12 protein-coding genes, 2 pseudogenes and 1 riboswitch are annotated in these 12,994 nt (G+C 71.2%); of the genes and pseudogenes, 3 read left to right on the plus strand and 11 right to left on the minus strand.

Annotation, left to right across the window (positions count from 1 at the left end):
- Nucleotides 1–28 precede the first annotated feature (28 nt).
- The 6 genes from SACTE_RS01645 to SACTE_RS01665 all read right to left on the minus strand — a co-directional run bounded on the left by SACTE_RS01645 (nt 29) and on the right by SACTE_RS01665 (nt 5,846).
- Nucleotides 29–1,078 carry an ABC transporter substrate-binding protein gene (locus SACTE_RS01645; RefSeq protein ID WP_014044284.1) on the minus strand — a complete coding sequence of 350 codons (1,050 nt, stop codon included), beginning with the start codon at nt 1,076–1,078 and terminating at the stop codon, nt 29–31.
- A 56-nt stretch (nt 1,079–1,134) separates the two neighbouring features.
- A riboswitch (cobalamin riboswitch) is annotated at nt 1,135–1,321 on the minus strand.
- 112 nt (nt 1,322–1,433) lie between these two features.
- Nucleotides 1,434–1,604: a hypothetical protein gene (locus SACTE_RS34490; RefSeq protein ID WP_019992921.1), complete on the minus strand. Its 171-nt coding sequence runs from the start codon at nt 1,602–1,604 to the stop codon at nt 1,434–1,436.
- Complete coding sequence (locus SACTE_RS01650; RefSeq protein ID WP_019992920.1) at nt 1,601–3,460, minus strand: acyl-CoA dehydrogenase; 1,860 nt, start codon at nt 3,458–3,460, stop codon at nt 1,601–1,603. The genes SACTE_RS34490 and SACTE_RS01650 overlap by 4 nt, the downstream gene beginning before the upstream one ends.
- Before the next feature lie 303 nt (nt 3,461–3,763).
- Complete coding sequence (locus tag SACTE_RS01655) at nt 3,764–4,030, minus strand: type B 50S ribosomal protein L31 (protein ID WP_014044285.1); 267 nt, start codon at nt 4,028–4,030, stop codon at nt 3,764–3,766.
- Between the two features lie 234 nt (nt 4,031–4,264).
- Nucleotides 4,265–5,146: an ABC transporter substrate-binding protein gene (locus SACTE_RS01660; protein WP_026359057.1), complete on the minus strand. Its 882-nt coding sequence runs from the start codon at nt 5,144–5,146 to the stop codon at nt 4,265–4,267.
- Between the two features lie 55 nt (nt 5,147–5,201).
- Nucleotides 5,202–5,846: a GNAT family N-acetyltransferase gene (locus SACTE_RS01665; RefSeq protein WP_014044287.1), complete on the minus strand. Its 645-nt coding sequence runs from the start codon at nt 5,844–5,846 to the stop codon at nt 5,202–5,204.
- 39 nt (nt 5,847–5,885) lie between these two features.
- On the opposite strand from SACTE_RS01665, the pseudogene SACTE_RS34805 reads away from it, so the two are divergent.
- The 3 genes and pseudogenes from SACTE_RS34805 to SACTE_RS01675 all read left to right on the plus strand — a co-directional run.
- Nucleotides 5,886–6,011: pseudogene (locus SACTE_RS34805) on the plus strand (ATP-binding protein); the annotation flags it as partial.
- A 426-nt stretch (nt 6,012–6,437) separates the two neighbouring features.
- Nucleotides 6,438–6,980, plus strand: a complete 543-nt coding sequence (locus SACTE_RS01670; protein WP_226995139.1) for a hypothetical protein — start codon at nt 6,438–6,440, stop codon at nt 6,978–6,980.
- A gap of 273 nt (nt 6,981–7,253) precedes the next feature.
- A pseudogene (locus tag SACTE_RS01675) lies at nt 7,254–7,666 on the plus strand (transposase); the annotation flags it as partial.
- A gap of 40 nt (nt 7,667–7,706) precedes the next feature.
- Here SACTE_RS01675 and SACTE_RS01680 read toward each other — a convergent pair.
- The 5 genes from SACTE_RS01680 to SACTE_RS01700 all read right to left on the minus strand — a co-directional run bounded on the left by SACTE_RS01680 (nt 7,707) and on the right by SACTE_RS01700 (nt 12,958).
- Nucleotides 7,707–8,228 carry a GNAT family N-acetyltransferase gene (locus SACTE_RS01680; RefSeq protein ID WP_014044290.1) on the minus strand — a complete coding sequence of 174 codons (522 nt, stop codon included), beginning with the start codon at nt 8,226–8,228 and terminating at the stop codon, nt 7,707–7,709.
- A 67-nt stretch (nt 8,229–8,295) separates the two neighbouring features.
- Complete coding sequence (locus SACTE_RS01685; RefSeq protein WP_019992917.1) at nt 8,296–8,613, minus strand: cupin; 318 nt, start codon at nt 8,611–8,613, stop codon at nt 8,296–8,298.
- Between the two features lie 95 nt (nt 8,614–8,708).
- Nucleotides 8,709–9,695 carry a polysaccharide deacetylase family protein gene (locus tag SACTE_RS01690; RefSeq protein WP_014044292.1) on the minus strand — a complete coding sequence of 329 codons (987 nt, stop codon included), beginning with the start codon at nt 9,693–9,695 and terminating at the stop codon, nt 8,709–8,711.
- An 81-nt stretch (nt 9,696–9,776) separates the two neighbouring features.
- Entirely contained in the window at nt 9,777–10,784 is a 1,008-nt protein-coding gene (locus SACTE_RS01695; RefSeq protein WP_014044293.1) for a glycoside hydrolase family 11 protein, read from the minus strand.
- Nucleotides 10,785–11,329: 545 nt separating this feature from the next.
- Nucleotides 11,330–12,958, minus strand: a complete 1,629-nt coding sequence (locus tag SACTE_RS01700) for a glycoside hydrolase family 13 protein (protein WP_014044294.1) — start codon at nt 12,956–12,958, stop codon at nt 11,330–11,332.
- Nucleotides 12,959–12,994: the final 36 nt, after the last annotated feature.

The raw sequence follows: 12,994 nt of genomic DNA on the forward strand, positions 1-12,994 counted from the left end.
CTCGGAACGGGGACGGTCCTGGTGCCCGTCACCGGGTGAGCCCGAACGAACGCAGCCCGGCGGCGACGCGCTCGACGCCTTCCACGGTCCGGATCGACGGGTTCATCGCCTGGCCGCTGAGCAGGACGTACCGCTTGCCGCGGACGGCGTCCATGTTCTTGGTGGCGGGGTTGGACTCCAGGAACTCGATCTTCTTCTCGGCGCCTTCGGCGGTCTGCGACCTGCGCGTCAGGTCGCCGATGACCAGGACGTCGGGGTTGCGGTCGGCGACGGTCTCCCAGTTGATCTGGGGCCACTCCTCGTAGGTGTCGTCGAAGACGTTCTTCGCGCCCAGTTCGTCGGTGATGATGCCGGGGGCGCCGCAGCAGCCCGCGAGGTAGGGGGACTCGGCGTTGGCGAACCAGTACAGCAGCGTGGTGTCGGACGCGTCGACGTCCGCGGTGGCCTCGTCGATCCGGGCCCGGAGGTCGGCGACCAGCTTCTCGCCGCGCTCCTGGACGCCGAACACCCGCGCCAGGTCCGTCACTTCCTGGTAGACGCTGTCCATGGTCAGCGGCTTCGTACGGGAGCCGTCTCCGCTGCCGCTGTTGTCCTTGGCGGTGCAGTCGGCGGGTGAGACGTACGTCGGGACGCCCAGCTCCTCGAACTGCTCACGGGGCGCGACACCGCCCTTGCCGAGGGTGGATTCGAACGAGGCACTGACGAAGTCGGGTTCCTGGTCGAGGACCTTCTCGGAGGAGGGCCGGTTCTCCGCGATGCGCGGCACCTGGGAGTTGGCCTTCTCCAGGCCCTTCATCACGGGGTCGGTCCAGGTCGCGGTGGCGGCGAGCCGGTCGGCGAGGCCCAGGGAGAGCAGGATCTCGGTCGATCCCTGGTCGAGGGAGACGGCACGGCTCGGGGCCGCGTCGACGGTGACCGTACGCCCGCAGTTCTTCAGCGTCACCGGGTAGCCGGCGGCGGCGCCGTCCGCCGCGCCGGTGTCCGCGGTGCTGCCGCCGGTGCCGCCGCAGGCGGTCAGCAGGACGGCCGCGGCGGTGAGCAGGGTGGTCAGGCGTACGGCACGGGCTATGGACTGCACGGGATCCCTCGGCGTCTCGGGGCTCTTCCGCGAAGCCCGCTACGGTGTGCCGCTTCCGGGGCGGAAGCGGTACCAGCAGGTCTTCGGACTCGGGTTCACCCGGACGGGACGCCTTCCCGGGGCCCCGAAGGCGTCCCAGTGGCCGTGGCCCCGCCCGTCCCCCTCACCGCTGCGCGTCAGCTCCGGATTCGCACCGGATTCCCTGACTCCAGGTGGAGTGTGACTGGCCTCTGCAAGCTATCACGCAGCGGGTGGACGGCCTGCGGGCCCGGTGCGGGGCCTTCCCGCGCGTGGACTGCGCCGGTAGGCGGCTCGGCCGGGACGGGCCGTCAGGGCTCCGTCCCGGCCGGCGGCCTCAGGGCATGCGCTGCGCCTGATGAACCGATTCGCCTCGGTGTGGGCGCGGCCGGCACCGGCGCGTGAGCACGGACGTCGTGCCCCAGTACGCCAGCAGGACGGCCCGCAGGCCGATGACCTCCAGGGTCTCGCGCATGCCCGCCCTGCCGGGCCCGGGAGTTGCGCTCATACGGCGCCCTCCCGGGCCGGCGAGGCCGGTGCCATGTGCCAGGGCGCGTCCGGGTCGTCGTACGCGTCGGCGTAGTCGGGCCCCGCGATCGGCCAGTCGGCGAGCAGCTCGCGCGGCAGGGCGAACGCCTCCACCAGCTGCGGCGCGTGCGTGGCCACCCGTGCGATCAGATCCTCGGTGACCTCGGGCAGGGCCGCGACCTGATCGGCGTCCAGCAGCCCGGCGGCCAGCAGGTCGCCGCTGTTGCGGGCCACCCACTCGACGGTGAACAGCCGCTCCAGCTCGGCCAGACGGTCCCGGGCCGCTCCGTGCGGCAGTGCGGCGCGGGCCTCGGCGTAGGCCTCGGCGGCCTGCCGGTACGCGTGGGCCTCGACGCCGCGCAGGGCGGGGCCGGCTGCCGCGTTCCAGCGGGCGAGCCGGTCCGCGTCGGGCAACCGCAACGCCCGCTCCCCGGCCCTCGTCAGCCAGATGTCCTCGACCGCGACGAGGAGCCCGTGCAGGAAGCGGGGGTCTCCCAGGTCACCCGTCCCGGGGTCGCGTGAGTCCGTGTCCGGGGCGGGCCGGGCGGCGACGAGCAGTTCGCCCGCCGCCTTGGCGTACAGCGCGATGTTGTCGCCCTCGGCGGTGATGGCGCCTTCGATCCCGGTGACCAGTTCGCTCATGCCGTTGTTCTCCAGCAGCGCCTGTGCCCCGCAGCGTTCGCGGCTCTGGACGATGACCGAGCGGGCCTGCCAGGTGATCCACGCCTTGGCAACCGCAACCAGCCGTTCCGCCTCGTCGCGGCCGGCCTCCGTGCAGACCTCCCAGCGGTCCAGCGCGCGGCGGTGGAGCAGGCTCATCGCGAAGACGGTCGCCAGGGCCGAGGCCAGCGGGCCGTGGTGGGTCCGGTGGGCGTTGACCGGTACCTGCCGTGTGCCCCGGGCCCCGGAGATCGTCCGGTGTCCCCCGTAGCGGACGGCGACGGCGAGCGCGGCCCGGGCGGAGCCCGCCGCACAGGCGCTCATCGAGACCCTGCCGGGGACCACCCGTCCGATCGAGGACAGGAAGTGGCGGCGGCGCTCGGCGCGCATGCGGCCGGGGTCCTTCTGCGCGCCGGAGCCGTCGTGGGTGCCGAGCAGCGCGTCCCGCCCGACGAACAGTCCGTCGAACGAGGTCAGGCAGTGGTCGACGGGACTGCCCATCCTGGCCGGCAGCGGGCGGACCCGGACGCCGGGCAGGGGCTGTTCGTCGTCCGTCAGCGGCACCAGGAAGAGGCGGACGCCGTGGTCGGTCCCGTCGTCCATCAGACGGGCGGCGACCAGCCCGGCCTTCGGACCGCCGGCCCGGCCGGTGTTGGGCATGAACTTCTGCGCCCCGGCGTGCGGCGTGTGCAGGACGAAGCCGTCGCGTGCGCGGTCGTAGGTGGCGGTGGTCTCCATGGAGGCCGCGTCGTTGCCGTGCGCCACCTCCGTGCAGAGGAAGGTGCCGATGCGCCGCATCGTCAGGTACTCGGACAGGTCACGGCTGCCGACGGGGTCGTGGTCGAGCAGGCTGCCGAGGAACAGGTTGTAGTGGATGCCCGCCACGGTGGCGAGCGCGGGGTCCACCGGGCCCATCCACTCGTGCAGGGCGGCCAGGGCACGGGGGTCGGCGGCGAGGCGCGCCCCGCTGTCGAGGGAGCGGTTGAGGACGCGGAGGCGCTCGTAGGCGAGGGCCAGTCGCTCCTCGGGGGTCTTGCCGGCCGGGCGGCGGAACGGTTCTGTGCTGATCAGCCGCTGCCAGAACCCGTGTTCGCGACGGTATCCGCTGCCGAGGAGGACTCCGGTCAGCAGTTCGACGGTGGACGGTGGAGCGGTCGGGGTAAGGGTCACGGTCATGCAGTGATGAACGATCGGGGTGGGGGCGAGGACACCGTCAGCGGCCGGGCGCGGGCGGGCTGTTCGGCGCCGCCGCGAGCTCACGCGCGTCCGGTGGCGGGGCGCCGGCCCGGGAGACCGTCACGGCGGCAGGGATGGGCGAGCCGCTGCCGTCGGTGGGCGCCCGGCCCCGGGCCGGGACGAGGTGCAGTGGCGGCAGGGTGTCCGGACCGACCGTGGTCTGCGGACGCCCTGCCGCCGCACCGTGCCCCGCGGGCGGGGAACGCCGCTTCCGCCCCCGGCGATCGGCGGCTGCCGTACAGGTCAGGGGGCGTCGCCCCCGCGCCCTTCCTCGCCGTACCGGCGCTCGAACTTCGCGACCTGCCCCTCGGTGTCGACCACCCGCGCCTTGCCGGTGAAGAAGGGGTGGCTCTCGGCGGAGATCTCCACGTCGATGACGGGGTAGCTGTTGCCGTCGTCCCAGTCGATGGTCTGCTCGCTGGACGCGGTGGACCGGGTCAGAAAGGCGTAGCCGGCGGAACGGTCACGGAAGACCACCGGACGGTACGCCGGGTGCTTGTCCTGCTGCATGCCTGCTCCTGCTCCTGGGGGACGGGGTCGCTCCGGCCAGCCTCGCCAACGGCGGCGGACCGCGCGATCCGGGACATCCGTACGGAGCAGCGGGCCGGCTCGGCTTTCGGGCTCGGGTGCGGTGCGCGACCGTCGCGGTTCTCCCCCCGGTGGTGGCCGGGCGACGCCGACGGCTCCCCCGTGCCGGCCGGTACACGGCGGGAGTCGTCGACGTGCGGTCGTGCCGGGGGACCGTCAGGCCGCCCCGGCCGCCTCCACCGCGTCGGCCACCAGCAGCAGGAAGCGCGCCAGTGCCTGCGGGCTGCACAGGGGCTCCGGGTTCCACGGCACGATGCGCGCCCCCTGGCGGGCCGCCGCCCAGGCCGGGTCGTCGATCCCGTCGAGCGGGACCGCGTTCGACCGGATGTCCGTCAGGACGATGCCGGGGCTCAGGGCCGCCGCCCGGTCCCAGCCGTCGGTGGACCAGTTGGCCCCGGGCCCTTCCTCCGGGGCGACCAGGGCGACCCCGAGCTCCGCCAGGACCCGGAGCTCGGGCCACATCGGGGGGCGGGCGATGTGGACCTGTTCCGGGCCGGCGGGTGACAGCGCCACCACTCTCGGCCGGTCCGGTCGGGCGCCCACGACGTCGCGCAGCCGCCGGCGGGCGGCTGCCAGCTCCCCGTCCGCGCCGGGGTCGCGGGTGCCGCCCAGCGCCAGCGCCAGCTCCGCGAACCGCTCGGCGACCCGGTCCAGGGTGCGCGCCTGCCCGACGTCGACGACGACGACCGGGACCCGCTCCTCCAGGTGTTTCGCGGTGTCCGGGTCCAGCCCGTAGATCTGACCGTGGCCGTAGCTGACGGCGACCACGAGGTCCGGGTCACCCCTCAGCAGCGTGTCCACGTCCAAGGCGTCACCCGCACCGCGGTAGTCCACGGCGTCCAGCGGCAGTGTCCCGGTCTTGGCCCGGTCGGGGGCGGCCCCGTCGTGGCCGGAGCCGAATATCCCCTCCGGGCGTATCCCGTAGTCCCAGAGGGTCGCTCCGGCCTGGACATAGGCCAGCACCCGCGTCGGCCGTCGCTGTGCCGTCGTCAACTGCCTCCGGTCGTCCGTGAACCTCCATACGCTCTGTTCCGTCACTGTCACTCATCCCTCCGCGTGGGCCGTCCCGGCCCTCGCCCGGGATCGGCACTCACTACCTGCCCACCTCTCCCCCGCCACACCCCTGCGTCGAGCGCCCCAGATACGTGAGCGGCCCGGGGTCGGGGACCGCGATCTCGTGGAAGCCGAGTCGGTCGTAGAAGGCCCTGGCCGGGGTGTTGGCCGTCAGCATGGACAGATGCACGGCCGCGACTCCCTTGTCCCGCAGGGCACCCAGGAAGGCGTCCATCAACTTCCGGCCGAATCCCCTGCGTTGCCATGGCGGAAGCAGGTCGATGTGCAAATGGGCGGGATACGAGTCCAGTTCGGGGAGGACCATGCGCTCGGGGCGGTACAGGAGTGCGGTCATCTCCTCGGTGAGCGTGCCGGGCGAGCCCGTCGGCTCGGGGAAACGCTCCGTCACCCGCCCGATCCAGTGCTCACGGAACGCGTCCACGAACCGCCGGGTGTCCGCCGTGCCCAGGACGTACCCGACCGCCCTCCCCGTCCCGTCGTCGAGGACGAAGGTCAGCTCGGGTTCGAGGTGGGCGTAGGGAGCGGCGAACAGCGCCGGCATCAGCCCGGGGTCGGGGTACAGATGGCTGGAGTCCCCGCCGTTGTCGGCCGTGCGGACACAGATGCCCGCCAGGGCCTCACGGTCGTCCGGACGGTAGGGACGCACATGCGCGGTCTGGTTCATCGGGCCATCCTGACCCTACTGGGAGCGCTCCCACAACGGGTTTTGCAGCTGGCCGTGAGCGAGCTGGCCACGAACGTCTGCAGGCACGCCCCCGGCCCCTGCCTGCTCGACCTCGAAGCCGCCGGTGAGCTGCTGGACATCGTGATATGGGACTCCGGCCCCGTGACCACGGCGGATCGTCGGCGGGCTTGGGTACCGGGAGGTTCAGGACGGCCTTGCGGGTGATGCGCGGGTTCTCGCTCTCCGCGTCGGAGTTCGCCGAGGCGGGCGGTCAGATCCTCGATGGACGCGCGGAGCTGCCCTCGCCCCGGGCGAACCGCTCGGCCGCCTGGAGCCGTAACTCTTCGCGGAACTGCTGCCGTTCGGCGGTCAGCCCGCCCCCTTGTGGATACCGTATGACTCCGGTGACACCGCGACCACCGGCCAGCCGTCACCCCCTACGACACCAGCCGTTCAACCTCAGCAACAGGAGCCTGGTCCGAACCCTCGACCGCCGCGGCTCCGTTGAGGGAGGATAAGCGATGGGACTGTGATGCCTGATCGTTGAACCGCTCAGGAATGGTGCAAGGCATGCATTCTTACGCTCTGTTAATGCTCGTTTCCGTGGTCGTTGCCGCGGTCTTCCTGTTCCGAGAACTCGGCGGCGGTGGCTCCCCGGCGAGGGAGCAGCGGCCATGGGAACAGGCACACGGCCCTTCGGCAGCGCGCCCGGACGCCCACCCACCAGCTCATTTCCCGCCCCGGCAGGGTGAACCCGAGTACGAGCGGCCCACTCCGGAGATGATCGTCCCCCCGACGGTTGGGGGCCACCAGCACCTCGTTATCGATACCGGCGCTGAAGACACCAAGTGCACGTTATCGTCCTACAGCGACCGGGTGGCCTTGGGGCGAGCCGATCCTTATCTCGTCATCCGCATTCCCGCATCCACTCGTGCACAGCTTTACGACTTGCGTGCCGGGACCTACGACATCCTTATCGAGACCGGGCAGGACTGGGACCGCGAATCCAACACGTTCCTTATGCCTCGTAGCCAGCGGCGCTCCATGCAGCCACTCCGCCTCTTCGGCCCTCACACGCTCATCCTCACGACCTACCCGGTCCAGAACGGGGATTTTCTCCTCACCGACATCTGAGTGCGGTACGTGCTTCGCCCACGCCTTCTGCACCCTGCAGCGACTGAACCGATCCCCAAAGAGACGGCGCCGGCCTGCGCCTCTACCGAGTCGTCCGCGAACCGCAGATACTCCTCGCGACGTGGACCGGCGCCTGCCCCACCTGTCACCGCGACATACCAGACGCCGCACTACTAGCTGTTGCGGGTCAGAACGTTGTCGGCGCGGCGTAGATCACGGTAAGCCCGGTCCTGGTGCTTGATCCGTGTTCACCGAGCCCGGTGAACACGGGCTGGACGTTCGCACGGTGGGTTCACCACCAAGCTGCACCTGGCCGTCGAGCAGGGCCAAAGCCCATGTCGGTCGTGATCACGGCCGGGCAGCGCGGAGACTCGCCGCAGTTCGAACCAGTGCTGGAGAAAGTCCGCGTGCCCCGCATCGGGCCGGGCCGGCCACGCGTCCGCCCCGATCGCGTGCGAGCCGACAAGGCGTACGCCTCCCGCGAGAATCGCGCCTACCTGCGCCGCCGCGGGATCCGCTGCACCATCCCGGACAAGACCGACCAGGCGCGCAACCGGCGCAAGCTCGGCACCCGCGGCGGTCGGCCGCCGAAGTTCGACAAGGCTGACCACCGTGAGCGTCATGCGGTCGAGTGCGGGATCAACCGTCTCAAGAGGCACCGCGCCGTCGCTACGCGATACGACAAACTCGCAGTCCGATACGAGGCGACCGTCCTTGTCGCGTCCATCAACGCGTGGCTGTGACGACTCGGACAGCGCGGTGCATGCACACCAGCTGCTTTCGCTCCTCCCACGACTTGGTGACCGTGAAGCCGAGCCGTTCGTACAGGGCAATGGCATCGCTCCGCCATTCCCACACCGAGAGTCGGACGGTCTCCACTCCGTTCTCGGCGGCATGGGCGAACGCGGCGCCGAGCAGGGCCGAGGCGACGCCCCGGCCGCGGAAGACAGGGTCGGTCCAGAGCCGTTTGATCTCCGACCGTCCCTCGGACGGGGCGGTCACCACCAGGCACCCGACGGCGGTGTCGCCCTGGAGAGCCACCAGTACGGCGTCGGCGGCGAACGCCGTCCACGGGTCGGTGATCTCCGCCCGGTACCGGTCCGGCAGATCGCTCGCCTCGGCAACCGCCTCCCCCTTCTCTGCTTCGGTCCGAAGGTGGTACGCCGCCAGCAACGCGGCCAAACCGTCCTCGACCGAAGCGGTCTGACCCGGCCAGCGAACTACGACAACCTCGCGATGATCAGCCATGACGCCAGCATCACACGACAGGGACTACCCTCCCCAGCAGCTACGAAGATCACTTCCGGTACACGGCCTAGTCGTTGACCGCCGTCAGCAGCACCACCGCGTCCTCCAGGGCGAGCACCCCGTGCCGCTCCCGCGGGACGGGGTGCAGGGTGCCCGCGGTCAGCTCCACGTCCCCGGACCCCGCGGTGAGCCTGACCGAGCCCCGGAGGACGAGCAGCGAGGCGGCCGGAGGGGCGTTGTGCTCGTCGAGGGCGGATCCCGAGGTGAGCGCGATCACCGTCTGGCGCAGCGGTGCCTGACGCAGCAGCAGGTGCGCGCTGCGTCCGTGCGGGTTGGCGCGGGCCAGGGTCAGGTGTTCGTCGGCGAGGGCGTTGAGATCATCCATACGTCCACTGTGCCGCAGCCTCCCGCCGGACACGGCGAGGCGCGGCGGCATCGGCCGCCGCGCCACACGTGCGGTGGGGCTTCGTCCCGCTCGGGTCAGCTCGTGGTGCAGGAGACGGTCGGCCAGGTCCAGTTGCCGTTGGCCTGGATCGTCGCACCCCAGTTGTTCCCGCTCCCGTTCGGCTTGGCGACCAGGACCTGCGCGCTCGGATAACTCGCGCTGACGTTCCAGGTCGTCATGACCCTCTCGCCCGACGGCACGTTCATCGTCACCGTCCAGTTGCTGGAGCCGCTCACCGCCACGTTCAGGTTGTACCGGTCACCCCACTTCTCACCCGCCGACAACGTCGCGGTGCACCCGCCACCGCCACCGCCCCCTCCACCGTTGCCGCCGCCGTCGGGAGCGACGGCGCGGCCGGTCTGCGGGGAGATCATGCCGGAACACAACCCCTTGGCGGACAGGGTCTGGGCGATGCGCGGGATCGCGGCGAGGGTGTTGGCGGGCCACTCGTGCATCAGGATGACCTGACCGGCGGTGAGCCGGGAGACCGCCTGCACGATCGCGTCGGTGCTCGCGCCGTTCCAGTCCTGCGAGTCGACGTCCCAGATGACCTCGGTGAGACCGTACTTCGCCTCGACCGACCGCAGCGTGGCGTTGGTCTCGCCGTACGGCGGGCGGAACAGTTTCGGTGTGCCGCCGCCTCCGGCGGCGATGGCCTGCTGGGTCCGGGAGATCTCGGAGTCCATCTGCGCCTGGCTCTGCTGGGTCAGGTGCGGGTGGCTGTAGCTGTGGTTGCCGACCCACATGCCGGCGTCGACCTGGGCCTTGACCTGGGCGGGGTTGGAGGCGGCGTAGTTGCCCTGGTTGAACATGGTGGCCCGCAGGCCGTTCTGCTTGAGCGCGGACAGCAGGGCCGGGGTCTGGGCCGCCGACGGTCCGTCGTCGAAGGTGAGCCCGACGTAGCCGTTGCAAGCGGCGGCCCGGGCCGGTGCGGCGGTGACGGCGCCGCCCGCCAGGGCGGACGCGGCGACGGCGAGACCGGTGACCATGGCGCGCAGGGAGGGACGGGGTGTGATGCTCATGCGGGTGAGTCCTCCTCGTGCCGCTCCGTGCCGACGGGACCGCGGTCGGCCGGCACGGAGCGGTTCAGCGGTTTCGGGGGGTCAGCTCGTGGTGCAGGAGACGGTCGGCCACGTCCAGTTGCCGTTGGCCTGGATCGTCGCACCCCAGTTGTTCCCGCTCCCGTTCGGCTTGGCGACCAGGACCTGGGAGCTCGGATAACTCGCGCTGATGTTCCAGGTCGACAGCACCTTCTCCGCCGACGGCACGTTCATCGTCACCGTCCAGTTGCTGGAGCCGCTCACCGCCACGTTCAGGTTGTACCGGTCACCCCACTTCTCACCCGCCGACAACGTGGCGGTGCACCCGCCACCGCCACCGCCCCCTCCACCGTTGTCGCCGCCACCACCGGATCCGCCCTCGCTCACCGTGATGTTGGAGCTGCCGCTGCTCTGGTAGCCCTCGGTGGCGAGGATCATGTAGTTCATGGTGCCGAGGTTCATGCCGTTGCGGGCCCAGGCGTCGAAGTGGTTGCCGGTGGTGATGGTGCCGCCGGTCCGCTTCGACTGCCGGACGCTCCAGAACTGCTTGAAGGTCTTCGTACCCTCGATGGAGGGGGCGTTGGTGCGGGTGGTCTCGTAGATGTCGTACGTGCCGCCGTCGCTGGAGACCGTGCCCTTGAACGTACCGGTGGGCCGGTAGGTGCCCCAGTTGTCCACGATGTAGTACTCGACGAGCGGGTTCGTCGACCATCCGTACAGCGTCAGGTAGGCGTTGCCGGACGGGTTGAAGGTGCCCGAGTAGGTGACGCTCTTACGGCCGCCCGTGCTCCAGCCCTTGCCGGCGACGAAGTTGCCGGTGTTCGTCCACGAGGTGCTGTAGCTGCCGCCGGAGGCCAGGTTCATGGAGACCTGGCCGCCGCCGTCGGTCCAGAACGAGTAGTAGTAGCCGTTGTTGTTGCCGGTCTGGTTCGTCGTGACGACCGTGTCGGCACTGGCCGTGCCGGGCAGCAGCATCGCGGCCGCGGCGGCCAGTACCAGGGCGCAGACGCTGCCGGCCAGCGAGGTGAGCCGGCCGCGTCTGCGGCGCTCCGTGTACACGAGTGGGTTCATGTGCGTACTTCCTCCTCCGAGGAGTGACGGCGGGGCGGGTGGCTCGGCGGGATCGTGGCAGGGCCGGTCCCGCATCCAGGAGTCGACCCCGACGCGCGTCGGGGTCAGGTGCCGCGGTAGGGCGCGGCCCGGCCGTCGTGCGCTCGACGGCCGGGAACCGGGTCGCGGTGACTTCCCGGGCCGACAGCGGTTGAGGTCTGTCGACGGCGAACAGTGTTGACCTGACCCCATCAAGTGTCAATAGTTTCGGTAACCGAAGCGAAATCTTCGCGCGTGCCGTTCTTTGAACCGTAGGCATCGCCCCTGGTGGAGCATCACATACGCGGAGCTGTGACCTCTTGACCGGAAGTCGTGTTCCCGCCGGAGAGCCGATCACCGGAGACTGCATTCCGAATGTTTCGACGCTTCGACGAATGATGCGGACGGTCGGCGGCGTCCGACTGATCCGTCCGGTCCGGGGGCGGACATGACAGAGGACCGGCCCCCCGTGGCGGCCGGTCCTCGTTCCGTGGCGCGGCCGGTGCGGGCCGGCCCCGGTGGTCGCGTCAGCGTCGCAGCCAGGCCGCCGTGTCACCGGGCAGCAGGCCGGAGCCGTCCAGCGGGCCGCTGGTCAGCAGCACCTCCGTGTGGTCCGGGAGTTCCACCGCACCGTCCGACAGGTTGACGACGCAGAGCAGGCGGTCGGTCCGGGTGAAGGCCAGGACTCCGGGGGCCGAGGGCAGCCAGTTCAGGCGGCCGCCGGACGTCTCCTCGACGGTGGCGGCGAATCCCGGTTCGCCGCGGCGCAGCCTGAGGGCCTCGCGGTACAGGGTGAGCATGGACGTTGCGTCGCCGCTCTGGGCGTCCGCCGCGTACGACGGCCAGGACTGCGGCTGGGGCAGCCACGGTTCGGCGGTGGACCCGAATCCGGCGTACGGCTCCCCGGCGGACCACGGCAGCGGCACCCGGCAGCCGTCGCGGCCCGGGTCGACGCCGCCCGACCGCAGATGCATCGGGTCCTGGATGCGGTCCCGGGGGATGTCGGCCTCGGGAAGGCCCAGCTCCTCGCCCTGGTAGATGTACACGGCGCCGGGCAGGGCCAGGGAGAGCAGGGCGGCGGCACGGGCCCTGCGGGTGCCGAGCTCCAGGTCGGTCGGGGTGCCGAACACCTTGGCCGAGAAGTCGAAGCCGGTGTCCTCACGGCCGTACCGGGTGACGGTCCGGGTCACGTCGTGGTTGCACAGCACCCAGGTGGCGGGGGCGCCGACGGGGGCGTGCTCGGCGAGGGTGTCGTCGATGGCGGAGCGCAGCAGCCCGGCGTCCCACGGGCAGGCCAGGAAGTTGAAGTTGAAGGCGGTGTGCAGTTCGTCGGGGCGCAGGTAGCGGGCGAAGCGCTCGGAGTCCGGAAGCCAGACCTCGCCGACGAAGACGCCGTCGTACTCGTCGGCGACGGCCCGCCAGGAGCGGTAGATGTCGTGGAGTTCGTCGCGGTCGACGTACGGGTGCGGACCGGCGCCCTCGGTGAAGTCCGGCAGGGCGGGATCCTTGGCGAGCAGGGCCGCCGAGTCGATGCGTACGCCCGCCACCCCCCGTTCGAACCAGAACCGCAGGACGTCCTCGTGTTCCTGGCGGACCGCCGGGTGCGCCCAGTTGAGGTCGGGCTGCTCGGGGGCGAAGAGGTGGAGGTACCACTGGCCGTCGTCGAGGCGGGTCCAGGGCGTCCCGCCGAATTCGGAGACCCAGTCGTTGGGCGGGATCTCGCCGTGCTCGCCGCGTCCGGGGCGGAAGTGGAAGAGGTCGCGTTCCGGGCTGCCGGGGGCGGCCGCCAGCGCGGCGCGGAACCAGGCGTGCCGGTCGGACACATGGTTGGGGACGATGTCGATGATGGTCCGGATGCCCAGTTCACGGGCCTCGGCGATCAGCTTCTCGGCCTCGGCCAGGGTGCCGAACGCGGGGTCGATGTTCCGGTAGTCGGCGACGTCGTAGCCCCCGTCGGCGAGCGGCGAGAGGTACCAGGGGGTGAACCACAGGGCGTCCACGCCCAGCTCGACGAGGTAGGGCAGTCGGGCCCGGACTCCCGCGAGGTCTCCGGTGCCGTCCCCGTCGCCGTCGGCGAAGCTGCGTACGTAGATCTGGTAGATGACGGCGTCGCGCCACCAGGATGCGGTGGTCTCGGTCGGACGGTTGGCTGCCACGTGTGCGTTCCTTTCGGGCAGGTGGTACTCCGCCGC

The organism is Streptomyces sp. SirexAA-E (assembly GCF_000177195.2).
GTDB classification, from domain to species: domain Bacteria; phylum Actinomycetota; class Actinomycetes; order Streptomycetales; family Streptomycetaceae; genus Streptomyces; species Streptomyces flavovirens.

Excerpts from the sequence above, each read along its gene's own strand:
- SACTE_RS34490 (WP_019992921.1), bottom strand. The coding sequence starts at position 1,604 with ATGAGCGCAACTCCCGGGCCCGGCAGGGCGGGCATGCGCGAGACCCTG.
- SACTE_RS01650 (WP_019992920.1), bottom strand. The coding sequence starts at position 3,460 with ATGACCGTGACCCTTACCCCGACCGCTCCACCGTCCACCGTCGAACTG.
- SACTE_RS01655 (WP_014044285.1), bottom strand. The coding sequence starts at position 4,030 with ATGCAGCAGGACAAGCACCCGGCGTACCGTCCGGTGGTCTTCCGTGAC.
- SACTE_RS01665 (WP_014044287.1), bottom strand. The coding sequence starts at position 5,846 with ATGAACCAGACCGCGCATGTGCGTCCCTACCGTCCGGACGACCGTGAG.
- SACTE_RS01670 (WP_226995139.1), top strand. The coding sequence starts at position 6,438 with ATGCTCGTTTCCGTGGTCGTTGCCGCGGTCTTCCTGTTCCGAGAACTC.
- SACTE_RS01680 (WP_014044290.1), bottom strand. The coding sequence starts at position 8,228 with ATGGCTGATCATCGCGAGGTTGTCGTAGTTCGCTGGCCGGGTCAGACC.
- SACTE_RS01685 (WP_019992917.1), bottom strand. The coding sequence starts at position 8,613 with ATGGATGATCTCAACGCCCTCGCCGACGAACACCTGACCCTGGCCCGC.
- SACTE_RS01690 (WP_014044292.1), bottom strand. The coding sequence starts at position 9,695 with ATGAGCATCACACCCCGTCCCTCCCTGCGCGCCATGGTCACCGGTCTC.
- SACTE_RS01695 (WP_014044293.1), bottom strand. The coding sequence starts at position 10,784 with ATGAACCCACTCGTGTACACGGAGCGCCGCAGACGCGGCCGGCTCACC.